The sequence below is a fragment of the Streptomyces sp. NPDC006134 genome (assembly GCF_040628835.1).
Lineage (GTDB): Bacteria > Actinomycetota > Actinomycetes > Streptomycetales > Streptomycetaceae > Streptomyces.
In genome coordinates this window covers 65830-86692 of record NZ_JBEXTV010000034.1, presented here as the reverse complement: position 1 = coordinate 86692, position 20863 = coordinate 65830, and the positions used below count along the sequence as shown (strand labels likewise).

General features: G+C 75.0%; 21 protein-coding genes. 9 read left to right on the top strand and 12 right to left on the bottom strand.

The window, feature by feature from the left end; translation table 11 throughout:
- Positions 1-129: 129 nt before the first annotated feature.
- The 3 genes from ABZ340_RS22505 to rpmF are packed head-to-tail and all read right to left on the bottom strand — an operon-like array spanning position 130 to position 2553.
- Complete coding sequence (locus tag ABZ340_RS22505) at positions 130-1155, bottom strand: LLM class flavin-dependent oxidoreductase (protein WP_358783583.1); 1026 nt, start codon at positions 1153-1155, stop codon at positions 130-132.
- Positions 1152-2378, bottom strand: a complete 1227-nt coding sequence (locus ABZ340_RS22500; protein ID WP_358783582.1) for a GTP-binding protein — start codon at positions 2376-2378, stop codon at positions 1152-1154. The genes ABZ340_RS22505 and ABZ340_RS22500 overlap by 4 nt, the downstream gene beginning before the upstream one ends.
- A gap of 4 nt (positions 2379-2382) precedes the next feature.
- Positions 2383-2553, bottom strand: a complete 171-nt coding sequence (gene rpmF / locus ABZ340_RS22495; RefSeq protein WP_358783581.1) for a 50S ribosomal protein L32 — start codon at positions 2551-2553, stop codon at positions 2383-2385.
- A gap of 115 nt (positions 2554-2668) precedes the next feature.
- Here rpmF and ABZ340_RS22490 point away from each other — a divergent pair, with 115 nt between their 5' ends.
- Positions 2669-3160 carry a hypothetical protein gene (locus tag ABZ340_RS22490; protein ID WP_358783580.1) on the top strand — a complete coding sequence of 164 codons (492 nt, stop codon included), beginning with the start codon at positions 2669-2671 and terminating at the stop codon, positions 3158-3160.
- 107 nt (positions 3161-3267) lie between these two features.
- On the opposite strand, the gene ABZ340_RS22485 is transcribed toward ABZ340_RS22490, so the two are convergent.
- Positions 3268-3483, bottom strand: coding sequence for a dodecin (locus tag ABZ340_RS22485; RefSeq protein ID WP_358783579.1), 216 nt, complete (start codon positions 3481-3483; stop codon positions 3268-3270).
- A gap of 229 nt (positions 3484-3712) precedes the next feature.
- Between ABZ340_RS22485 and ABZ340_RS22480 the strand changes: the two genes are divergently transcribed.
- The gene (locus ABZ340_RS22480) at positions 3713-4984 is read left to right on the top strand and encodes an extracellular solute-binding protein (protein WP_358783578.1); all 1272 of its coding nucleotides are present in this window, start codon (positions 3713-3715) and stop codon (positions 4982-4984) included.
- 49 nt (positions 4985-5033) lie between these two features.
- Here ABZ340_RS22480 and egtD read toward each other — a convergent pair whose 3' ends face one another.
- From egtD to egtA, 4 genes are read right to left on the bottom strand one after another with little or no spacing between them, the layout of a single operon-like run.
- Positions 5034-5996: an L-histidine N(alpha)-methyltransferase gene (gene egtD / locus ABZ340_RS22475; RefSeq protein ID WP_358783577.1), complete on the bottom strand. Its 963-nt coding sequence runs from the start codon at positions 5994-5996 to the stop codon at positions 5034-5036.
- Positions 5993-6847: an ergothioneine biosynthesis protein EgtC gene (gene egtC / locus ABZ340_RS22470; protein ID WP_358783576.1), complete on the bottom strand. Its 855-nt coding sequence runs from the start codon at positions 6845-6847 to the stop codon at positions 5993-5995. Before egtC ends, egtD begins: the two co-directional genes overlap by 4 nt.
- A complete protein-coding gene (egtB, locus tag ABZ340_RS22465; protein WP_358783575.1) occupies positions 6847-8166 on the bottom strand; it encodes an ergothioneine biosynthesis protein EgtB in 1320 nt (439 codons plus the stop codon). Before egtB ends, egtC begins: the two co-directional genes overlap by 1 nt.
- On the bottom strand, positions 8163-9476 hold the full coding sequence (gene egtA / locus ABZ340_RS22460) for an ergothioneine biosynthesis glutamate--cysteine ligase EgtA (protein WP_358783574.1): 1314 nt from the start codon (positions 9474-9476) through the stop codon (positions 8163-8165). The genes egtB and egtA overlap by 4 nt, the downstream gene beginning before the upstream one ends.
- Before the next feature lie 336 nt (positions 9477-9812).
- Here egtA and ABZ340_RS22455 point away from each other — a divergent pair, with 336 nt between their 5' ends.
- Positions 9813-10622 carry a TIGR02452 family protein gene (locus ABZ340_RS22455; RefSeq protein WP_358783573.1) on the top strand — a complete coding sequence of 270 codons (810 nt, stop codon included), beginning with the start codon at positions 9813-9815 and terminating at the stop codon, positions 10620-10622.
- 30 nt (positions 10623-10652) lie between these two features.
- On the opposite strand, the gene ABZ340_RS22450 is transcribed toward ABZ340_RS22455, so the two are convergent.
- The gene (locus ABZ340_RS22450) at positions 10653-11525 is read right to left on the bottom strand and encodes a helix-turn-helix transcriptional regulator (protein ID WP_358783572.1); all 873 of its coding nucleotides are present in this window, start codon (positions 11523-11525) and stop codon (positions 10653-10655) included.
- Between the two features lie 204 nt (positions 11526-11729).
- Between ABZ340_RS22450 and ABZ340_RS22445 the strand changes: the two genes are divergently transcribed.
- The 3 genes from ABZ340_RS22445 to ABZ340_RS22435 all read left to right on the top strand — a co-directional run bounded on the left by ABZ340_RS22445 (position 11730) and on the right by ABZ340_RS22435 (position 14395).
- A complete protein-coding gene (locus ABZ340_RS22445) occupies positions 11730-12581 on the top strand; it encodes an oxidoreductase (protein ID WP_358783571.1) in 852 nt (283 codons plus the stop codon).
- 251 nt (positions 12582-12832) lie between these two features.
- Positions 12833-13774: an NAD(P)-dependent oxidoreductase gene (locus tag ABZ340_RS22440; protein WP_358783586.1), complete on the top strand. Its 942-nt coding sequence runs from the start codon at positions 12833-12835 to the stop codon at positions 13772-13774.
- A 198-nt stretch (positions 13775-13972) separates the two neighbouring features.
- Positions 13973-14395: a PPOX class F420-dependent oxidoreductase gene (locus ABZ340_RS22435; protein ID WP_358783570.1), complete on the top strand. Its 423-nt coding sequence runs from the start codon at positions 13973-13975 to the stop codon at positions 14393-14395.
- Positions 14396-14708: 313 nt separating this feature from the next.
- On the opposite strand, the gene ABZ340_RS22430 is transcribed toward ABZ340_RS22435, so the two are convergent.
- Positions 14709-15161 carry a YbhB/YbcL family Raf kinase inhibitor-like protein gene (locus tag ABZ340_RS22430; protein WP_358783569.1) on the bottom strand — a complete coding sequence of 151 codons (453 nt, stop codon included), beginning with the start codon at positions 15159-15161 and terminating at the stop codon, positions 14709-14711.
- 149 nt (positions 15162-15310) lie between these two features.
- On the opposite strand from ABZ340_RS22430, the gene ABZ340_RS22425 reads away from it, so the two are divergent.
- Positions 15311-16327, top strand: coding sequence for a sigma-70 family RNA polymerase sigma factor (locus ABZ340_RS22425; protein ID WP_358783585.1), 1017 nt, complete (start codon positions 15311-15313; stop codon positions 16325-16327).
- Positions 16328-16393: 66 nt separating this feature from the next.
- Here ABZ340_RS22425 and ABZ340_RS22420 read toward each other — a convergent pair whose 3' ends face one another.
- On the bottom strand, positions 16394-17578 hold the full coding sequence (locus ABZ340_RS22420; RefSeq protein ID WP_358783568.1) for a CapA family protein: 1185 nt from the start codon (positions 17576-17578) through the stop codon (positions 16394-16396).
- 180 nt (positions 17579-17758) lie between these two features.
- On the opposite strand from ABZ340_RS22420, the gene ABZ340_RS22415 reads away from it, so the two are divergent.
- Entirely contained in the window at positions 17759-19174 is a 1416-nt protein-coding gene (locus tag ABZ340_RS22415) for an RtcB family protein (RefSeq protein ID WP_358783567.1), read from the top strand.
- Between the two features lie 51 nt (positions 19175-19225).
- Here ABZ340_RS22415 and ABZ340_RS22410 read toward each other — a convergent pair whose 3' ends face one another.
- Complete coding sequence (locus ABZ340_RS22410; protein WP_358783566.1) at positions 19226-19681, bottom strand: archease; 456 nt, start codon at positions 19679-19681, stop codon at positions 19226-19228.
- Between the two features lie 343 nt (positions 19682-20024).
- On the opposite strand from ABZ340_RS22410, the gene ABZ340_RS22405 reads away from it, so the two are divergent.
- Positions 20025-20681 carry an alpha/beta family hydrolase gene (locus ABZ340_RS22405; protein WP_358783565.1) on the top strand — a complete coding sequence of 219 codons (657 nt, stop codon included), beginning with the start codon at positions 20025-20027 and terminating at the stop codon, positions 20679-20681.
- The last annotated feature ends 182 nt before the right edge of the window (positions 20682-20863 follow it).

Genomic DNA, 20863 nt, shown 5'->3' with positions numbered 1-20863 from the left:
ATGCCGAGCAGGGCGCCGGTGACCAGGTAGGAGTTGCCCATGTTGAAGCGGGCGTCGCCGAGGTAGGCGAAGGCGGTCCGCTCCAGGGGACAGCCGGCCCACGGCCCGCCCGGGTGCGGGAGCGCGAGCTCAGGCGGACGCGGGGGACGGCCGCCCCGGTCCGCCGGTGATCGCGGCCAGCCGCCGGTAGGAGTCCAGCAGCGCCTCACGGTCGTAGGTACTGGTCGTCACGAGGACCTCCTGCGCACCCGTCTCCTTCAGCAGGCCCTCCAGTTCGCCGGCGACCTGCTCCGCCGTCCCGGCGATGTGCCCGGCGAGCCCGGACTCGTAGAAGCCGCGCTCCTTGTCCGTCACGGCGCGTTCCTCGACGCGCTCGGCGGGCGGCAGCGGGGGGAAGGTGCCGTGGGTGCGGGAGTACGCCATCGACCACGCCTCCGGTATCAGCAGCCGCCGCGCCTGGTCGGCGGTGGCGGCGACGGCGACGGTGCCGGAGACGACGACGTAGGGCTCGCTCGCCCACGGGGAGGGCCGGAAGCGGGCGCGGTAGAGGTCGATGCCGCGCAGCATCCTCTCCCGGTCGCGCAGGTCGCCGATGACCATGGGCAGGCCCGCGCGGGCGGCGATGGCCGCGCCCTCGCCCATGGCCAGCACGAACGGCGGCACGGTCAGCCCCTCCGCCGGGCGCGCGTGCACACCGGTGGGGGAGGTGCCCCGGAACCAGCCGAGCAGTTCCGCCAGCTGCCCCTCGAAGTTCTCCGCGTCGCCCTTGTCGCGGCCCAGCGCCTTGCGCACCCCGTCGGTGAAGCCCACCGAGCGGCCGAGCCCCATGTCGATCCGCCCCGGGAAGAGGGACTCCAGCACCCCGAACTGCTCGGCGACCACGAGCGGCCGGTGGTTGGGCAGCATCACGCCACCGGTGCCCACGCGCAGGGTGCGCGTCGCGGCGGCCACGGCGGCGGCCAGCACGGTCGGCGCCGAGCCGGCCACCCCGGGCACGCCGTGGTGCTCCGAGACCCAGAACCGGTGATAGCCGAGCCCTTCCAGCTCCCGCGCCAGCCGTACGGTGTCACGCAGCGCCTCGGCGTGCGTGTGGCCCTCGCGGGTGCGGGAGCGGTCGAGGACGGAGAAACGGGTCCGGGCGATCAAGGAGTTCACACGGGGTTCAACGCCTGACGCGCCGCCGCATTCCCGCCGTCACCGGCCGGGACCGGGTGCTCGTGGTCGCAGGCGCCGTCGGCGCCGTGGGTGTCCCACGCCGGGAACGGGTCCTCGGCGGGAACGTCCTCGCCCGGGGCCGGCAGGCAGCCGGACAGCGCGGCGCGCAGCGCCCTGGCGTCCAGCTCCGTCCCGATGAACACCAGCTCCTGCGCGTACGGGGCGCCGGGGTCGCGGGCGGCGGACGGCTCGAAGCGGGCCACCGAGCCGGCCTGCGACCACAGCCCCGTCACCCCCGCGCGGCCGGCCAGGGTGAAGAACCCCTTGGAGCGCAGCACCCGCCCGAAGGACCCGCCGTCCAGCTCCTCGGTGACGAACCGCCACAGCCGCCCCGGGTGGAACAGCCGCGGGGAGCGGAAGACGGTGGAGGAGATCCCGTACTCCTCCGTCTCCGGGACGTGGTCGCCGTTGAGCTCCCGCACCCAGCCCGGGGCCTGCTGGGCGCGCTCCAGGTCGAACAGGCCGGTGCCGAGCACCTCGCGCAGGTCCACCCGCCCGTGCACGGCCGGCACGATCCGGGCCGCCGGGTTCAGGCGGCCGAGCGCCGCCCGCAGCAGGGCCGCCGGCTCCTCGCCGACCAGGTCGAGCTTGTTGAGGACCAGGACGTCGGCGAACTCCACCTGGTCCACGAGGAGATCGCTCACCGTGCGCTCGTCGTCCTCGTACGGGGCGAGGCCGCGCTCGGCGAGGTCGTCACCGGACCGGAGCTCGGCCAGGAAGTTCGCCGCGTCCACGACCGTGACCATCGTGTCGAGGCGGGCGATCTCGCCGAGGGTGGCGCCGTCGTCGCGGGCGAGGGCGAAGGTGGCGGCCACGGGCATCGGCTCGGAGATGCCCGACGACTCGATCAGGAGGTGGTCGAAGCGGCCCTCGCGGGCCAGCCGCGCCACCTCCTCCAGCAGGTCGTCGCGCAGCGTGCAGCAGATGCAGCCGTTGGTCATCTCGACCAGGCGTTCCTCCGTCCGTGACAGGGCGGCCCCGCCGCCGCGCACCAGGGCGGCATCGATGTCGATCTCGCTCATGTCGTTGACGATCACGGCGACGCGCAGTCCCTCGCGGCCCGCCAGGACGTGGTTGAGCAGGGTGGTCTTGCCCGCCCCGAGGAACCCGGACAGGACGGTGACGGGCAGCCGGCCGGGCCGGCCGAGTCGGTCGTGCGGCATCCGGTCAGTCCCCGGGGCGCAGCAGACCGCGCTCGTACGCCTTCACCAGGCGCTGCGGCACGAGGTGACGGACGCCGCCGACGGTGACCGGCACCAGCGCGGGCGTGGCGGCCTTCCACCGGGCGCGGCGGTGACGGGTGTTGCTGCGGGACATCTTCCGCTTCGGGACAGCCATGGGACTCCTTCTCGGTCGTAGCCGTCCAGGACGCTACATGAAAATGGATCCCATTAACAATTACGGGTGCCGCCGGGCGGGCCCGGAGGTGGCGGCCGGGGCCTAGGGTGGGTGCGTGACCGATGGCACCAGGCCCCCGCTGGCCGTGTTCGACCTGGACAACACCCTCGCCGGCACCGCGCACCGGCAGCGGTTCCTGGAGCGCAGGCCGCGCGACTGGGACGCCTTCTTCGCCGCCGCGCCCCAGGACCCGCCGCTCGCCGAAGGCGTCGCCCTGGCCCGGGCGAGCGCCGGGGAGTGCGAGGTCGTCTACCTGACCGGGCGCCCCGAGCGCTGCCGGCGCGACACGCTCGACTGGCTGGCCGCGCACGGCCTGCCCCCGGGGCGCGTGTACATGCGGCGCGACGACGACCGCCGGCCGGCCCGGCGCACCAAGCTGGAAATCCTGCGGCGGCTCTCCCGCGCCCGGGAGATCCGCGTCCTCGTCGACGACGACGAACTCGTCTGCGAGGACGCAGAACGGGCCGGCTTCACCGTCGTACGGGCGTCCTGGGCGGCCCGGTCGGCGGAGCTGGAGGCGGCGCAGGAGCGGGACGGGCGGACCTGAGCCGGGCCTCAAGGGTGCCGGGCCGTGGACCGAAGGCGCGGATCGAAGGGGCGGATCGAGAGGGGGCGAGGGGGGATCGAAGGGCCGCGGGGCGAGGGGGGGGGCGGTCAGGTCGCGTCCTCCAGGCGGAAGCCGACCTTCAGGCCGACCTGCCAGTGTGCGACCCGGCCGTCGTGGATCTGCCCGCGCACCTGTGTCACCTCGAACCAGTCCAGGTTCCGCAGGGTCTGCGAGGCGCGGGAGATGCCGTTGCGGACGGCCTGGTCGACGCCCTCGGGCGAGGTGCCGACGATCTCCGTGACCCGGTAGGTGTGGTTCGACATGCGGGTGCTCCTCTCCGCTCAGCGGTGACGGCCGGGGCGCGTGTGGCGCGCGTCACTCCACCGTGCCCCAAGCTGCGGCGGAGCGCGAGGCGTCGGCTCCGCCGCCCGCCGGCCCTTGACCTCCGCATTGGTCCATACCAAAATCCAGCACACCCGTACGAGCCCTGGTGCTCGTCCCCCCCCACGCCGGGTCTCCTCCACGCCTGCCCCTGTCAGAACAGGAACCCTCGTGAGACGTCGCCTCCTCGCCCTCGTCTGTGTCTCCGCCTCCCTGCTCGGCGGCTGCGGCCTGCTGCCGCAGGGCGGCGGCACCGAGCGGCGCGCCGTCACCGTGTGGCTGATGAAGGACAGCGCCTCCCCGGACTTCCTGCGGCGGTTCACCGAGGACTTCGAACGCGCCCACCCCGGCCTCGGCCTCGACATCCGCATCCAGCAGTGGACCGGCATCGGCGAGAAGGTGCAGGCCGCGCTGGAGACGGAGGGGGAGGGCAAGGACGGCCCCGACGTCATCGAGGTCGGCAACACCCAGGTCACCCAGTACGCGGAGGGCGGCCGGCTGCACGACCTGACGCTGGAGGCGATGCGGGACTGGGGCATCCGCGACTGGCTGCCGGGCCTGGCCGAACCCGGGCAGTGGATGTCCCAGCAGTACGGCATCCCCTGGTACGCGGCCAACCGCGTCGTCATCTACCGCAAGGACCTGTTCGCACAGGCCGGCATCACCGCCCCGCCCCGCACCCGCGACGAGTGGCTCACCCTCACCGAACGGCTCGACACGGGCGGCAACCAGGGCATCTACCTGGCCGGACAGGACTGGTACACCCTCTCCGGCTTCATCTGGGACGAGGGCGGCGACCTGGCCCGGCAGCGCGGCGGCGGCGTGTGGGAAGGCGCGCTGGACAGCCCGGCCGCGCTGCGCGGCATGGACTTCTACCGCCGGCTCCAGGCGCTCGGCGACGGCCCGGCCGACGCCGACGAGGAACACCCGCCCCAGGCGGGCGTGTTCGCCCGGGGCCGGGTCGCGCAGATCGTGGCGGTGCCGGGCCTCGCCCACGCCATCGTGCGCGAGAACCCGGACCTGGAGGGCAAGCTGGGCTTCTTCCCGGTGCCCGGCAGGACCGCCGGCAAGCCCGGCGCGGTCTTCACCGGCGGCTCCGACCTGGTCGTCCCGCGCAACACCGACAACCGGGACGGCGCCATCGCCGTGGTGGAGGCGCTCGCGGGCACCCGGTGGAACACCGACCTGGCCCGCACCATGAACTACGTGCCCAACAAGAAGTCGCTCGCAAAGGCCGTCGCGGGCGGAGAGGGCGTCGAGGCCATGGCGGCCGGGGCCGCGCAGGGCCGGGCCACCCCGACCACGCCCCGGTGGGGCGCGGTCGAGGCGGACAACCCGATCAAGGAGTACATGACGAAGGTGCTCACCGGGGGCGATCCGCAGACGGAGGCCCGCCGGGCCTCCCGCCGCATCACCGAGTTGCTGGACCCCGGCGCGGAGTAAGAGCCCCTTCTGTCCGGGGCTCTGAGCCCGGTGGCGGGCGCGGAGCGGATCAGCGCACCACGCTCAGCGACAGGGCGAAACGGCCCCCGCCGTCGGTCCACCAGTGGGTCAGCTCCAGTCCCGCCGTGGCCAGTTCGCCGCGCACGCCCTCCTCGCGGAACTTCGCCGACACCTCCGTGCGCAGCTCCTCGCCCGCCGCGAAGTCCACGGCCAGATCCAGGGCCGGGACCTTCACCGTCTGCGCGGTACGGGAGCGCAGCCGCATCTCGATCCACTCCCGTTCGGCGTCCCACAGCGCCACGTGGTCGAAGGCGGCGGGATCGAAGTCGGCTCCCAGCTCCCGGTTGACCACCGCGAGGACGTTCTTGTCGAACGCGGCCGTCACCCCCGCCGCGTCGTCGTACGCCCGCACCAGCACCCCCTCGTCCTTGACCAGGTCCGTGCCCAGCAGCAGCGCGTCGCCCGGGGACAGCAGGGCGCGCACGGAGGCCAGGAACGCGGCGCGCTCGGCGGGCAGCAGGTTGCCGATCGTGCCGCCGAGGAACGCCACCAGCCGCGGTCCCGGGGTGTCCGGCAGGGTCAGCCCGGCGGTGAAGTCGGCGAGCAGCGCGTGCACCTCCAGCTCCGGCCGCTCGGCGGCGAGCGCCCGCCCGGCCCCCGTCAGGGCGCTCTCGCTGACGTCGACCGGCACGTAGACGCGCAGGCCGGTGAGGGCGCCGAGCAGGTACCGGGTCTTCTCGGAGGAGCCGGAGCCCAGCTCCACCAGGGTGCGGGCGCCGGCCGCCGCGGCGATCTTTCCGGCCCGGGCGGCGAGGATCTCGCGCTCGGCGCGCGTGGGGTAGTACTCGGGCAGCTCGGTGATCCGCTCGAACAGCTCGCTGCCGCGCGCGTCGTAGAACCACTTCGGCGGCAGCGTCTTCGGCGTGCCGGTCAGGCCCTCCAGGACGTCGGCGCGCAGAGCGGCGCCCGTGGCGTCCTCGGGCAGCATGCGGGAGAGACGGAACGGGCTCACGTACGGGGCTCCTTTTCAGGTACGGGGGTGCGTGCGGATGCGGGTGCCTGCTCGGCGGGGGCGGCGGCCGGCTCGGCGGGTGCGGGCGCGGGTGCGTCCGCTCCGGGGTCCTTCAGCGGGGTGAGCCGGACGCCGGTGCGGTCCGCCGCGAGCAGGGTGCGGTCAGGGACCTCCCGCCAGCGCGGATCGTCGTCGTAGGGCTCGGAGGCCACGACGGTGCCGCCGCCGGGCCGGACCAGGTACCACAGGGTGTCGCCCCAGGCGGTGGCGGCGATGGTGGCGCCGTCGGTGAGGAGCAGGTTCAGCCGGGAGGCGGGGGCCGCCGCGGCGACCTCGGCGACCGTGCCGGCCAGCGCCCGGGGTCCCGCGTCGCCGCCGCGCAGCCGGTTCAGGACCAGCGCCCACACGAACGCGGAGTCGGTGCGGGCCTCCAGCGCCAGCACCTCCTCGGGCGGCAGGGTGCGCACGAGCGGGGCGAGCGAGCCCGGCCAGCCCGCCACGGCCCCGTTGTGGCTGAACAGCCACCTGCCCGCGGCGAACGGCGCCGCCGCGGCCTCCGCGTCCGCACCCGCCAGGGTGGCGTCGCGCACCGCGCCGAGCAGCGCCGTCGTGCGCACCACCCGGGCCAGGTCGGCGAAGGACCGGTCCGCCCAGACGGGTCCGGCCCGGCGGTACCGGGCCGGCACCGGGTCCCCCTCGGCGTACCAGCCGACCCCGAACCCGTCGGCGTTGACCGTCCCGTGCCGCTGCCGCCGCGGCGCCCACGACTGGCGGTACAGGCCGTGCGGCGGCGCCACGAGCAGCGCGCCGAGCGGCTCGGCGGGCCCGGTGTAGGCGAGGTGACGGCACATCAGGCAGCGTCCTGCGAGCGGGCCGTGCGGAACCCGGAGAAGATCTGCCGCCGGATCGGATGGTCCCAGTTGCGGAAGGTGCCCCGGCAGGCCACCGGGTCCACGGCGAACGAACCGCCGCGCAGCACCTTGTACCCGGGCCCGAAGAACACCTCCGAGTACTCCCGGTACGGGAACGCCCGGAAACCGGGGTACGGCAGGAAGTCGCTCGCCGTCCACTCCCACACGTCACCGATCAGCTGCCGTACGCCGAGCGGCGACGCACCGGCCGGGTAGCTTCCGGCGGGCGCGGGCCGCAGGTGCCGCTGGCCCAGGTTGGCGTGCTCGGGGCCCGGGTCGGCGTCGCCCCACGGGTAGCGCGTCGAGCGGTCGCCGGCCGGGTCGTGGCGCGCCGCCTTCTCCCACTCGGCCTCGGTGGGCAGCCGCCGCCCGGCCCAGCGGGCGTAGGCGTCGGCCTCGTACCAGCACACGTGCAGCACCGGCTCGTCGGGCGGCACCACCTCCGTGACGCCGAAGCGGCGCCGCAGCCACTGCCCGCCGTCGCGGCGCCAGAACAGCGGCGCGGAGATCGAGTGCCGCCGTATGTGGTCCCAGCCCTCCGGCTGCCACCAGCGCGGGTCGTCGTAGCCGCCGTCCGCGACGAACGCCTGGTACGCGGCGTTCGTCACCGGCGTGGTGTCGATCCAGAACGGCGCCACCTCGCGCCGGTGCGCGGGGCGTTCGTTGTCCAGCGCCCACGGCTCGGTGGAGGTGCCCATGGTGAACGGCCCGCCGGGGACGAGGACTTCGGACGGCCCGGTGAACAGCGGTACCGGGTCGGGGTCCGGAGCGGTGAGCGCCCGTGGTCCCTTGCGGAGCTGATGGGTGATCAGCATGGTCTCGTCGTGCTGCTGTTCGTGCTGGGCGATCATCCCGAAGGCGAACCCGGCCGCCGTCAGCCGCGACCCGTCGAAGGCGGTGCGCTCCAGCACGTCCAGGGCGCGGACGCGCACCTCGGCCGCGTACCGGCGGGCCTCGGCGGGCGGCAGCAGCGGCAGCCGGGGGCGCTCGGCCCGCGGATGCTCGAAGGCGTCGTACAGGCTGTCGATCTCGGGCCGCAGCGCCTCCTGGCCGGCGACGGCCCGCAGCAGCCACTGCTCCTCCTGGTTGCCGATGTGCGCCAGGTCCCACACCAGCGGCGACATCAGCGGGGAGTGCTGGGCGGTCAGATCGGGGTCCTCCACACAGCCGGTCAGCAGCGTGGTGCGGTCGCGGGCGGTGACCAGCGTGGTCAGCGCCCGTTCGCGGAGGGCTTCGGCGTCGAGGGCGGGGTCGGTCATGGGCGGATGTCCTTCCCGTGCGGGCGGCGGTGTGTGCCGTCCGGTCCGTCCAGCAGGTCGTCGGCGGGGCAGCGGCCCCGCAGGACGTAGCGGTCCAGGTACGCCGCGACGGCGTCCGTGATCTCGGTGGTGGCGCCGAGGCGGGGCAGGGCCGCGAGCGCCGCGGTGAAGCAGACGACGGCCGCCTCGCGCAGCTCGGGGTCGGCGAGACCGTGCCGGGCCGCGTCGCGCCAGAGCGCGTTGTGCGGGGCGGGCCGGTCCGGGGCGCGTTCGGCGAGCGGCTTCACCGCCCGGTAGGCGGTCTCGGCGGCCTCCGGATCGTCGAACAGCGCCGCCGTCACGGCGAGCGGCACCTGCCACCCGTCGTCGCCGGGCTGCGCGTCGATCATGCGCAGCTCCAGATGGCCGCGCGGGCGCACCGGCGGGAACAGTGTGGTGAGGTGGTAGCCGAGGTCGTCCCGGGTCGGCGGCCGGGGCCCGCGCGACCGGATCCACTCCCGGAAGGACAGCCCGTCGGGCACCTCCCACGGCCCGCCGTCCCGCCGCACGCACATCACCGGGGCGTCCAGCGCATGCCGGGTCCAGGCGCCGCGCGGATCGGCGTCCAGCGGGGGGCCGCCCGCCCGCCCGGCGCCGATCTGCTCCCAGCGCAGCTGCCGGGTGGACCGCCAGCCGGTGGGGCGCCCGCCGGCCAGCGGCGAGTTGGCGAACGCGGCCACCAGGACCGGGCCCAGCCGGTGGGCCAGCCACCAGCGCCGCACATGGCCGAGGACGCCCGGCTCCTCGTACCCGGCGTCCAGGCACACCTGCACCGAGGCCGAGGCGCACATCATGGCGCGGCCGGCCGGGCCGGTGCGGTCCAGGCAGGTCTCCATGGCGTCGTAGCGCGGCCGGTGCAGGAACCGGCGGGGCGGGTGCCAGGGGTCGTGGCCGTAGCCGGCGAGACGGAGTCCGTCCTCACGCAGGGCTGCGCGGACGGCGGCGAGGTCGGCGGAGACGGTGGTGACGCACTCCGTCAGCGAGGCGGCGGGCGGCGAGCTCAGCTCCAGCTGGCCGCCGGGCTCGACGGTGAGCGCCGACCTCAGGGGCACGGTCCGCAGTGCGGCGTAGGCCGCTTCGAGTCGTTCGGGTGTCACGGGGAGCCGCGGGGTGCGCAGCTCGTGGACGAGCCATTCCACTTCGACGCCGAGGCGCCGCGGCGGTCCGGTCTTGAAACAGATGCCGCGGATCAGGTCCTCGGCCTCCGCTTCGGTGACGGCGGCGGGCGGCTCCGTACAGCCGCCCACCGGATTGCTGACCGGTTCGGACATGTCGGGATCCTCCTGAGATGCCAGCACGCCGTCGCTCCGGGTCCGGCGGTCCGGAGCGGCACACTCGTCCCACCCAAGACCTTCGCGCGGCTCGGCACAAGGGCGCGTACCGGGACGTCCGGGGGCCGGCCGCAGCGGCTTCCGGGCCGTTTCCGCCGGCTTTTCCAGGCGTTTCCGGGACGGGGAAACCCCGTTGCGCCGCAGGACCAGGATCGCTCAGGATGCGTACGTGAGCACGACGGGGGAGCGCGGGGCGGCCGGCACGGAAGCGCCAGGCACGGGAGCGGCAGGTACGGGGACGGCCGGTACGGGGGCGGGCGATACGGGGGTGGCGCCGTGAGCGCGCGCCTGCGGAGCCTCGCACAGCAGACGGAGCAGATCGTCGCGGCGGGCCGGTACCGCGCGCCCGGCGGGCACACGGTGTCGATCGCGGCGGAGACCGAGGCGGCCCGCACCGGCACCCGGATGTACGGACCGGAACCCGTCACCCCCCTCCCGGCGGCGCCTCCCCTGCGGACGCGTTTCGAGGTCACGGGCGAGAGCAGCCTGGAGGCCGCCCGGCGCCTCGGCGACCGGGTGGCCGTCCTGAACTTCGCCTCGGCGCGGAACCCGGGCGGCGGCTACCTCAACGGGGCCCAGGCCCAGGAGGAGGCGCTGTGCCGGGCCTCCGCGCTGTACACGTGCCTGCTGCGGGCCCGCGCGTTCTACGACCACCACCGCGCCCACCGCGACCCGTTCTACACCGACCGTGTCGTCCACACCCCCGCGGTGCCCGTCTTCCGGGACGACCGGGGCCGTCTGCTGGACGAGCCGTACACCGCCGGATTCCTCACCGCGGCGGCGCCCAACGCGGGCGTGGTGCTGCGGACGGCACCGGAACGCGCCGCCGAACTGCCGCGGGCCCTGGCCGTCCGCGCCGAGCGGATCCTGGAGACGGCCGCCGCGCACGGCTACCGCCGCCTGGTGCTGGGAGCGTGGGGCTGCGGAGTGTTCCGGAACGACCCGGCACAGGTGGCCGGAGCGTTCCGGGCCCTGCTCGGGCCAGGCGGGAGGTTCGCCTCGACGTTCGAACACGTGGTGTTCGGAATCCTGGACCGCACGCCGGGGAACGTGGTCCGCGAGACGTTCGCACGGGTATTCGCCTAACGGGTATTCGCCCAGTTCGAGTTCCACCCTCTAACGGTCTGCGTGCTGCCCGCGCGAGGTCTCGGGCTGCCGTACCCACGCGTCCAGCAGCCGAAGGGCTTCTTCGGAGCCCGAGCCTGCCTCGGCGGTGTAGACGCTCAGCCGCTGGTCCGGGTCGGCGGGCAGGGTGAGGGACTCGTAGTGGAGGGTGAGCGGGCCGACGACCGGGTGGTGGAAGTGTTTGCTGCCGTGCGTGTGCCGGTACACGTTCTGGTCGGCCCACCAGCGGCGGAAGTCCTCGTCCGCGATCGAGAGTTCGCCGACGAGTTCGGCCAGCAGCGGATCGTCGGGGTGGCGTCCGGCGTCGCGCCGGAGCGAGGCGACGATGTCCTGGGCGTGGGTCTCCCAGTGGGTGTACAGCGAGCGGGCGGTCTCGTCGCAGAACATGAACCGCACCAGGTTCCGCTCGCGGTGCGGCAGCGCGTCGAAGTCGGTGAGCAGCGCGCGCGCCATCCGGTTGGACGCGAGGACGTCCAGTCGCCGCCCCAGCACGAGGGCGGGGGTGTGGTCGAGGATCCGGAGCAGGTCGCGCAGCCCCGGGCGGACCGGCTGCGGACGCGTCACCGTGCGGCGGGGCCTGCCCGCGGCGGGCTTGGCGAGCTGGAACAGATGGGCGCGTTCGACGGGATCGAGGCGCAGTGCGCGGGAGATGGCGTCCAGCACGGTTTCGGAGACGTTCAGCCGACGTCCGCGCTCCAGGCGCACGTAGTAGTCGACGCTCACGCCCGCCAGTCGCGCGATCTCTTCGCGGCGCAGTCCCGGCACGCGCCGAGGGCCGCCGTCGTCGGACAGGCCCGCCTGGCGCGGGGTGATCCGTGCCCGCCGGGAGCGGAGGAACTCACCGAGAGCTGTGTTGCGGTCCATGCGTTCACGATAGGGCCCGAGATCGGCCCGACGGCCCGGGAAAGGGGGACTGGCAGTCCCCCGGTCCGGCTGTCCCCGGGGCGAAGCGGACCCCCCGGAAGCCGGCCGGCAGCCGATTCCGGTGCTGGAGTGGAACGTGTCGAGGCCGCCCGGGGCCCGACCGCCCCGGGCGGCCTCTGTTCGCATCGCACGAAGGGAACTCCTGTGTCGGACACCAAGACATTCCTGATCACCGGCGTCAGCACCGGCCTGGGCCGCGCACTCGGGCGCGCGGCGCTGGCCGCGGGCCACCGGGTGGTGGGCACGGTGCGCACGCCCGCCGACGCACGGGCCTTCGAGGCGCTCGCCGGCGACGCGCACGCCCGCATCCTGGACGTGACCGACCACGACGCGGTGGACACGGTCGTGGACGAGACCGAGCGCGACCTGGGCCCGGTCGACGTACTCGTCGCCAACGCCGGGTACGGCCATGACGGCCTCTTCGAGGAGTCGTCGATGGACGACCTCCGCCGTCAGTTCGAGGTGAACGTCTACGGAACCGTAGCGGTGATCAAGGCCGTGCTGCCGCACATGCGGGAGCGCCGTTCGGGCCACATCATCGCCGTCACCTCGATGGGCGGGCTGATCACCATGCCGGGCCTCAGCTTCTACCACGGCAGCAAGTTCGCGGTGGAGGGCATCCTCGAAACGCTCGGCAAGGAAGTCGCCGGTTTCGGCATCCATGTCACCGCCGTCGAGCCGGGCAGTTTCCGGACCGACTGGGCCGGCCGCTCGATGATCCGCGCGCCCCGTTCGATCCCCGACTACGACGAGCTGTTCGAGCCGCTGCGCGCCCGGCGCATCCACGGCAGCGGGCGCCAGCCGGGCGACCCGGACAAGGCCGCGGCCGCGGTGCTGCGCATCGTGGCGGCCGGTCAGCCGCCGACGCGTCTGCTGCTCGGCACCGACGCGCTCCGGCTCGTCCGGGCCGGACGCGACGCCTTCGAGCGCGAGATGCTGGCATGGGCCGAGCTGTCGGCCTCGACCGACTTCGACGACGTCAGCCGGTCCGCCTGACGTCGCTCGCCTGACGTCGCTCGCCGCCGGGGCTCCAGCGAGGGGCCCCGGCGGCGGCCGCCATCACCCGGCCGGCCCGCTCTCGGCCCGCCACAGCCGGACCTGCTCGTGGCCGTTCACGCCATCCGGCGCCTCCTGGTGACCGGGTGGAGGGCAGAACTCGAGCCAGGGGCACGTGGGGACGTGGGCGGGTGGGCTGGGTGACGGGTGCGCGACTCCCGCCGCATCCGGCCTCGTCGGTGGATGGCAGGCTGGTCGCCAGCGATCATGCACGACACCACGACGACAGGAAGCAGAGCGACATGACCGACCAGCTCACCGTGAGCGTCCTGGGCACCGGCATCATGGGCGCCGCGATGGCCCGCAACCTCGCCCGCGCCGGCCACGCCGTCCGCGCCTGGAACCGGACCCGGGACAAGGCCGAGCCGCTGGCGGCCGACGGCGTGCGCGTCGCCGGCACCCCCGCCGAGGCCGTGGAGGGCGCCGACGCCGTCCTGACCATGCTGTACGACGGCCCGGCCGCCCTCGACGCCATGCGCCAGGCCGCGCCCGCCCTGCGCCCCGGCACCGCGTGGGTGCAGTCGACCACCGCCGGCATCGAGGCGATCGCCGACCTGGCCGCCTTCGCCCGCGAGCACGCTCTCGTCTTCTACGACGCCCCCGTACTCGGCACCCGCCAGCCCGCCGAGGAGGGTCGACTCGTCGTCCTGGCCGCCGGACCGGCCGAGGGGCGGGCCACGGTGACGCCCGTCTTCGACGCCGTCGGGACCCGTACGGTGTGGACCGGCGAGGACGGCGCGGCCGGCAGCGCCACCCGGCTGAAACTGGTGGCCAACAGCTGGGTCATCGCCACCACCAACGCGGTCGGCGAGGTGCTGGCCCTGGCCGGGGCACTGGACGTGGACCCGCAAAGCTTCTTCGACGTCATCGCCGATGGGCCGCTCGACATGGGGTACCTGCGGGCCAAGGCCGCGCTCATCCTGGACGGCCGGCTGTCTCCGGCCCAGTTCGCGGTCGGTACGGCCGAGAAGGACGCCCGGCTCATCGTCGAGGCCGGTGAGCGGCACGGCGTCCGCCTCGACGTCGCCGCCGCGAGCGCGCGGCGGTTCGCCCGCGCCGCCGCGCAGGGGCACGGCGACGAGGACATGGCCGCGGCCTACTTCGCGAGCTTCGAGGAGAAGCCGTCGGCGTGAGGGCCCGCCGGTGAGGATGCGGGGCCGGTCAGGTGAGAGCCGGGAGAAAGACCTGACGGAGAAGTCCCGGCAGGAAAGAACTGACGGGAAAGGACCGACAGGAAAGAACCGGCGGGAAGGAACCGACAAGAAGGGCGCGGCGGAGACGCCGCGCCGGCATGACGTGACAGACGTCAGACGTGACAGAAAGGATTCCGCATGTCCAAGCCGCCCCTGCCGCCCGAGGCAGTCGACCTGCTGCGCCGGCCCAACCCGTGCGTCATGGCCACCCTGCGCTCGGACGGCACCCCCGTGTCCACCCCCACCTGGTACCTGTGGGAGGACGGCCGGGTGCTGATCAACCTCGACGGGGGCCGGGTACGCCTGAAGCACCTGCGCCGCGACCCGCGCGTGACCCTCACCGTCCTGGACAAGGACGACTGGTACACGCACGTGACCCTCATCGGCCGCGTCACCGCGCTGCGGGACGACGACGCGCTGGCCGACATCGACCGCCTCTCCGGGCACTACACCGGCAAGCCCTACCCGGACCGGGACCGCGCCCGGGTCAGCGCCTGGATCGAGGTGGAGCGCTGGCACGGCTGGGGAGCGTTGAAGGACAGCGACCAGGCGTCCGTCTGAGCACGACGGCCGGGCGTGAGCCCGGCGCGCGCCGCCGTCGCAGCGGTGACGGCCATGACCGGCACGGCCGGGGCCGTGCGACCGTGTGCCCTGCTCCTTGCGGCCCGCCACGGCCACCGTCCGCCTTCCACCGGATACCGCCCCCTCCGGCTGCCCTCGGCCCCCGGCCGAATCGGCGGTGGACGGTGAGCGGTGGGTGGTGAGCGGTGGGTGGTGAGCGGTGGGTGGTGAGCGGTGGGTGGTGGGCGGTGGGTGGTGGGCGCGGGTGGCACGGGCCGCGCGGCGGGTGCCCGGCCGCGCCCCGGGGAGCCGGTCAGCGCCGGTACAGCCCGACCAGGGTGCCGTTCGCGAGCTGCCGTTCGTCCACCGCCCGGTGCACCTCGTCGGCGCCGGGCGCGTCGGGCAGCACACACGGCTCCCTCAGGGCGTAGAGCCGGAAGAAGTAGCGGTGCGCCTCGTCCCCCGGCGGGGGATGCGGGCCGCCCCAGCCCTGTTCGCCGTACCCGTTGACGAGTTCGGTGCCGCCGGGCGGGCACCGGCCCGCGGCGACACCGTCGCTGCGGGGATCGACACCGACCACGACCCAGTGCACGAACGTGCCCGACGGCGCGTCGGGGTCCTCGCACAGCAGGACCAGTTCGGCCGCGTCGTCCGGCACACCGCTCCAGGCCAGGGGAGGGGAGACGTTCTCCCCCTCGTACGCGTACCGCCGGGTGATGAAGGAGTGGTCGTTGAACGCGCTGCTGCTGAGCTCGATACCTGTCATGGGCTCGGAGTACCCCGGACGATTCCGTCATATCGGGCACATGTGGGGGTGTGGGTGACGGCAGACTCCGTGTGCCTGTCCGGTTCGGCCCCGGGGATGCCGGGGTACCCGTGATCCTCCGGTACGAGGAGGAGACGGAGGCGTACGAGATGTCTCCCCAGGGAGAAACCGCCGTGGCGGCCCGTGAGTCCCGCCGGGCCCCCGCCCACCCCGCACGGCTGCGCAACCGGGTCCCCGAGCCGTACGAGGAACCCGACCTGCTGGGCCAGTACCTGACCCAGATCGGGGCCACCCCGCTGCTCACCGCGGAGGACGAGGTGCGGCTGGCCCGGCGCATGGAGGCCGGGATACGGGCCCTGGAGGAACTGGAGCAGGCCGACGTGGGCGAGCCCGCGCCGTCGCCCGAGCGCCGCCGGGCGCTCCAGGAGGCCGTCCGCGACGGGCAGGAGGCCAAGGACCACATGGTGCGGGCCAACCTGCGGCTGGTGGTCGCGATGGCCAAGCGGCACGCCCACCGGGGCCTGCCCCTGCTGGACGTCATCCAGGAGGGCAACCTGGGGCTGATCCGGGCGGTGGAGAAGTTCGACCACACCAAGGGGTTCAAGTTCTCGACGTACGCCACCTGGTGGATCCGCCAGGCGATCGAACGCGGTGTGGCGACGCACGCGCGGACGGTACGGCTGCCCATGCACGTCGTGGAGCAGCTGCACAAGCTCGGCAAGGTCGAACGCCGTCTCCGGCTGGACCTGGAGCGCGAACCGACCGCGCGGGAGGTGGCCCGGGAGAGCGGTCTGGCCGAGGACAAGGTCGTCTGGCTGCGCCGGGTCGGGCGGGACGCGGTCAGCCTGGACACCCCGGTCGACGACACCGGCGAGACCGTGGTCGGCGACCTCATCCCCGACACCGAGGTCCTCCAGGCGCCGGAGGTCGCCGAGTACCAGGCGCTCGCCGAGGAGCTGCGCGAAGCCGTCGGCACGCTGGCGCCCCGCGAGGCCCTGATCCTCAGCCTGCGCTACGGCCTGCACGACGGACGGCCGCGCACCCTGGAACAGGTGGCCCGGCACGTGGGCCTGACCCGGGAGCGCGTACGCCAGCTGGAGAAGGCGTCGCTCGCGCAGCTGCGGGCGCCCGAGACCCGGGACCGCCTCGTGGCCTGGGCGGGCTGACCCCGCTCGGCCCCTCACCCCTGGGCCCTTGGACCCCCGGGCCGCGTCCGCCTCGCTCCCCGCTCCTCATCCCTCCCGTTGCCCGGTCCGCCCGCCGTCCCACGCGACGGTGAGCGCGCCGTCGGCCGCCAGGAGCACGCGCACCCCCGCGCTCACCCGGTCCAGCGTCGCCCGCAGCCAGGCGCGGTCCTCCCCGGACGCCTGTTCCAGCCGCATCCGCCGCACCCGCAGCGGCACCATGCGCAGCGCGCGCAACCGCCCGGCGTCCCGTCCGGAGTCCCGGCCGGTCCCCGGTCCGGCGTCCGGGCCGGTGCCCGCCGCGACCGTCACCAGGTGGGCGAGCCGCAGGTCGTCCCGGTACTCCTCGTAGCCCGTGATGCCCTCGTAGTCGTCGACGAAGTCGCCGCAGCCGTACAGCACCAGGCGGTCGCGGTACACCTCCAGCGGGCGGGGGTGGTGCGAGGAGTGGCCGTGCACGACGTCGACCCCGCCGTCCACCAGGGCGTGCGCGAACCGGACCTGCTCCGCGGGCACCCGGTACCCCCAGTTCGACCCCCAGTGCACGGACACCACCACGATGTCGCCGGGCCGCCCGGCCCGCCGTACGCGCCGGACGACGGCCTCGGCCGCCGCGGGCGTCGGCTCGGCCACGTACGCGACACCGGACCGGCCGGCGGTCGCCGCCCACCCGGCGGGGATGCCGCTTGACCGCGTCCCGAGGGCGAACACCAGCAGCCGGCCGCCGCCGCCCAGCGGGACCACCGCGGGCGCGTACGCCTCGGCGGCGTCGCGGCCCGCGCCCGCCGTGCGCAGCCCCGCGCCCGCCAGCGTGCCGAGGGTCTCGGCCAGGCCCGCGCGGCCGAAGTCCAGGACGTGGTTGTTGGCCAGGACGCACACGTCGGGCCGGGCCACCGTCAGGGCGGGCAGGTTGGCGGGGTGCATGCGGTAGTGGACCGCCTTGCCGGGCGCGAAGGCGCCGCCGCGCGTGAGGGCCGTCTCCAGGTTGACGATCCGGGCGTCCGGGGCGGCCTCCTCCAGCACGCGCAGCGCCTCGCCCCACGGCCACTCGGGCGGCACGGGCGCGGGCACGGGGCCGCCGGCCGACTCCGCCAGCCGGACGTAGGCCCGCGCATCCCGCACGTACTCCTCGCGCAGCTCCGGGTCGCCGGGGTGCGCCAGGATCTGGTCGACGCCGCGCCCGAGCATCACGTCGCCGCACAGGAACAGCGTCACGGTGCCACCGCCGTCCATGTCCCCACGGTAGGACGGGGCAGGGCGAGTCGGGGCGGTTACGGATGAAATCGGCGAATCGGGGCGGATTGCGGGTGCCCGGCCCGACATGGCGGCGCCCGGCGCGGGTACCGCGGAGGCGAGGGGACGTGAGGGGGGCACAAGGGGCACGTGAGGGGACGCGAGTCGCGGGAGGTCGCGATGGAACTGGTCGAGGAGCGCCCCTGCCGCTACCGGATCGAGCCGCACGGCGCGATGCGGGTGCCGGGCGTGGTGTTCGCCTCCCGGGACCTGCTGGCCGACGCCGAGAAGTCCCTGGCGCAGGTCGTCAACGTGGCCACGGTGCCGGGCATCGTCGGCGCCTCGTACGCCATGCCCGACATCCACTGGGGCTACGGCTTCCCCATCGGCGGCGTGGCGGCCACCGACGTCGACGAGGGCGGCGTCGTCTCGCCCGGCGGGGTCGGCTTCGACATCTCCTGCGGGGTGCGGCTGCTGGCCGCCGACGCGGACGGCCGGGAGCTGAGGCGGGCGCTGGGCGCCGTCATGGACGGCCTGGACGGGGCGATCCCGCGCGGCGCGGGCCCCGGCGGCGTGTGGCGGCCGGCCGGCCCCGGACCGCTGGAGCGGATCCTCTCCGACGGCTCCCGGTACGCGGTCGAGGAGGGGTACGGCGAGGAACGCGACCTCCTCCGCTGCGAGGACGGCGGCGCGGTCGCCGGCGCCGACGCGACGCAGGTCGGCGAACGGGCCCGCGAGCGCGGCCTCGCCCAGGTCGGCAGTCTCGGGTCGGGCAACCACTTCCTGGAGGTCCAGCAGGTCGCCGAGGTCTACGACGAAGCGGTCGCCGGCGCCTTCGGGCTCGCCGCCGGCCAGGTGTGCGTGATGATCCACTGCGGTTCGCGCGGCCTCGGGCACCAGATCTGCACCGATCACGTCCGGGCGATGGACCGCGCCATGGCCCGGTACGGCATCACCGTCCCCGACCGGCAGCTGGCCTGCGCCCCGGTCGACTCGCCCGAGGGGCAGGCGTACCTGGGCGCGATGGCCGCCGCCGCCAACTACGGCCGCGCCAACCGCCAGTTGCTCACCCATGCGGCCCGCGAGGTGTTCCGCCGCGCGGCGGGCGCGCGGCTGTCCCTGGTGTACGACGTGTCCCACAACCTCGCCAAGACCGAGACCCACGAGGTGGCCGGGCGCGGGCGGCGCCGGCTGTGCGTGCACCGCAAGGGCGCCACCCGCGCCTTCCCGCCGGGCCACCCGGAGCTGCCGCCCGACCTGCGCCGGTCCGGGCAGCCGGTGCTGATCCCCGGCACCATGGGCACCGCCTCGTACGTGCTGACCGGGGTGCCGGGCGGCGACGCCTTCCACTCCACCTGCCACGGCGCGGGCCGGGTGCTCAGCCGCCACCAGGCCGCCCGCGCGGTGACCGGCAAGGAGGTGCGGGCCCGGCTCGACGCGGCCGGCATCGCGGTGCGCCCGCGCTCCTGGCGCGGCCTGGCCGAGGAGACGCCGGAGGCGTACAAGGACGTGAGCGCGGTGGTGGCCGCGAGCGAACGCGCGGGGCTGTGCCGCACGGTGGCCCGGCTGGTGCCGCTGGGCGTGGTCAAGGGCTGACGTCCGCCGGGGCGGCCGTCACCCGCCGCCCGCCCGCTCCGCACCCGCCGCTCACGCGTCGACGGTCACCGCGCACGACCACCCGTAGGCGTCCGGCCCGATCCGCAGCTCGTTCCAGGCCACGGCCTTCGGCGCCGCACCGGTGAGCTCGACGTCGTCCAGCCCGGCCACCGCCAGCCGGACGTCGAGGCCGCCGTCGTCCTCGTCCGCCTCGACGTCCACGGGCACCCGGCCGTGCACCTCCAGCCGGAAGATGACCTCGTCCAGCAGCGTGGCCAGCAGATCCTCGTCGCAGCCCTCGGCCAGCCGCACCCGGTCCACGGCCGTCGGCCGCACCCCGGAGACGTCGGCGAAGCACTCGACCATCGCCAGCACCGCCTCCGCCAGACACCGTTCCCGGCTCGCCGCCCACGCCTCGATGCGGATGTCGGCGGTGTGCGGCACCGCCCGGTGGCCGCTCTCGCCCTGCTCCCGCGCCTGCCTGTCGTCGCCCGTGTCCCCGAGCATGTTCACCGCCTGTCCGATCGCCGCGCGCCGCGCCCTCGTACGACGCGGACGCTCCGCCCTGCTTGCCGTACCGCCGTGCCGCCGTACCGACGTGCCGCCGTACCGACGTGCCGCCGTACCGCCGTGCCGCCGTACCGCCGTGCCGACGTGCCGCCGTACCGCCGTGCCGTCACGCCGCCCGTGCACGACTATGGAGTTGCCTCTGTGCCCGGCGTCACACTTCGTGGAACGCGTGCCGCCGGGACGAGGGCTTCCCGTCCACCTCCGCCGGGCCGTACGCCCTGATCGGCGACGCGATCACCACGGAACGACTCGGCCGGCCCCGAGGAGAAGGAGGCCACCGATGGTCTCCCGACCGGTCACGGTGCCCGCCGGCGGCGCCGCACTCGCGGGCGACCTCGCCGTGCCGGAGCGGGCCCGGGCCGTCGTGCTCTTCGCGCACGGCAGCGGCAGCTCCCGGCACAGCCCGCGCAACCGCAGGGTCGCCGGCGTACTGCGCGCCGCCGGGCTCGGCACGCTGCTGATGGACCTGCTCACCGAGGAGGAGGAAGCGCGGGACGTGCTCACCGCCGAGCACCGCTTCGACATCCCCCTGCTGGGCCACCGCCTGGTGGCCGCGATCGACTGGCTGGCGGACGCGCCCGGCACCCGCGGCCTGCCTGTCGCCCTGTTCGGCGCCAGTACCGGCGCCGCGGCGGCCCTGACCGCCGCGGCCGAGCGGCCGGACCGGGTGCTCACCGTCGTCTCGCGCGGCGGACGGCCCGACCTCGCCGGTGACGCCCTGGACGCCGTACGGGCGCCGGTGCTGCTGATCGTGGGCGGCAGGGACGAGCAGGTGCTGGGGCTGAACCAGGAGGCGGCCCGGCGGCTGCGCGCCCCGCACACCGTGCACGTCGTCCCCGGCGCCACCCACCTGTTCGAAGAGCCCGGCACCCTGGACCGGGCCGCCGACGCCGCCCGGCGGTGGTGCGACGAGCACCTGCGGTCCGCGGCCGGTTGACCCAGGCCGCCCCGGACCGCCGAGTCCACCGAGCTCGGTGGACTCGGCGGTCCGGCGAACTCGGTGGCTCGGCGGGCCCGGAGCGGTGCGCGGCCGGGCGCCGCCGGACCGGCGCGTCCCGGTCGGTGCGCGACCGGGTGCCGTCATGCAGGCGTGCCCGGGCCGGTGTGCAGCCGGGTGTC

What these genes read in the sequence shown, in the direction of transcription:
- ABZ340_RS22425 (WP_358783585.1), top strand. Translation starts at nt 15,311, where the DNA reads ATGTCTCCCCAGGGAGAAACCGCCGTGGCGGCCCGTGAGTCCCGCCGG.
- ABZ340_RS22405 (WP_358783565.1), top strand. Translation starts at nt 20,025, where the DNA reads ATGGTCTCCCGACCGGTCACGGTGCCCGCCGGCGGCGCCGCACTCGCG.
- ABZ340_RS22420 (WP_358783568.1), bottom strand. Translation starts at nt 17,578, where the DNA reads ATGGACGGCGGTGGCACCGTGACGCTGTTCCTGTGCGGCGACGTGATG.
- ABZ340_RS22435 (WP_358783570.1), top strand. Translation starts at nt 13,973, where the DNA reads ATGTCCAAGCCGCCCCTGCCGCCCGAGGCAGTCGACCTGCTGCGCCGG.
- egtC (WP_358783576.1), bottom strand. Translation starts at nt 6,847, where the DNA reads ATGTGCCGTCACCTCGCCTACACCGGGCCCGCCGAGCCGCTCGGCGCG.
- ABZ340_RS22415 (WP_358783567.1), top strand. Translation starts at nt 17,759, where the DNA reads ATGGAACTGGTCGAGGAGCGCCCCTGCCGCTACCGGATCGAGCCGCAC.
- ABZ340_RS22500 (WP_358783582.1), bottom strand. Translation starts at nt 2,378, where the DNA reads ATGCCGCACGACCGACTCGGCCGGCCCGGCCGGCTGCCCGTCACCGTC.
- egtB (WP_358783575.1), bottom strand. Translation starts at nt 8,166, where the DNA reads ATGACCGACCCCGCCCTCGACGCCGAAGCCCTCCGCGAACGGGCGCTG.
- rpmF (WP_358783581.1), bottom strand. Translation starts at nt 2,553, where the DNA reads ATGGCTGTCCCGAAGCGGAAGATGTCCCGCAGCAACACCCGTCACCGC.
- ABZ340_RS22485 (WP_358783579.1), bottom strand. Translation starts at nt 3,483, where the DNA reads ATGTCGAACCACACCTACCGGGTCACGGAGATCGTCGGCACCTCGCCC.
- ABZ340_RS22450 (WP_358783572.1), bottom strand. Translation starts at nt 11,525, where the DNA reads ATGGACCGCAACACAGCTCTCGGTGAGTTCCTCCGCTCCCGGCGGGCA.
- ABZ340_RS22410 (WP_358783566.1), bottom strand. Translation starts at nt 19,681, where the DNA reads ATGCTCGGGGACACGGGCGACGACAGGCAGGCGCGGGAGCAGGGCGAG.
- egtA (WP_358783574.1), bottom strand. Translation starts at nt 9,476, where the DNA reads ATGTCCGAACCGGTCAGCAATCCGGTGGGCGGCTGTACGGAGCCGCCC.
- ABZ340_RS22430 (WP_358783569.1), bottom strand. Translation starts at nt 15,161, where the DNA reads ATGACAGGTATCGAGCTCAGCAGCAGCGCGTTCAACGACCACTCCTTC.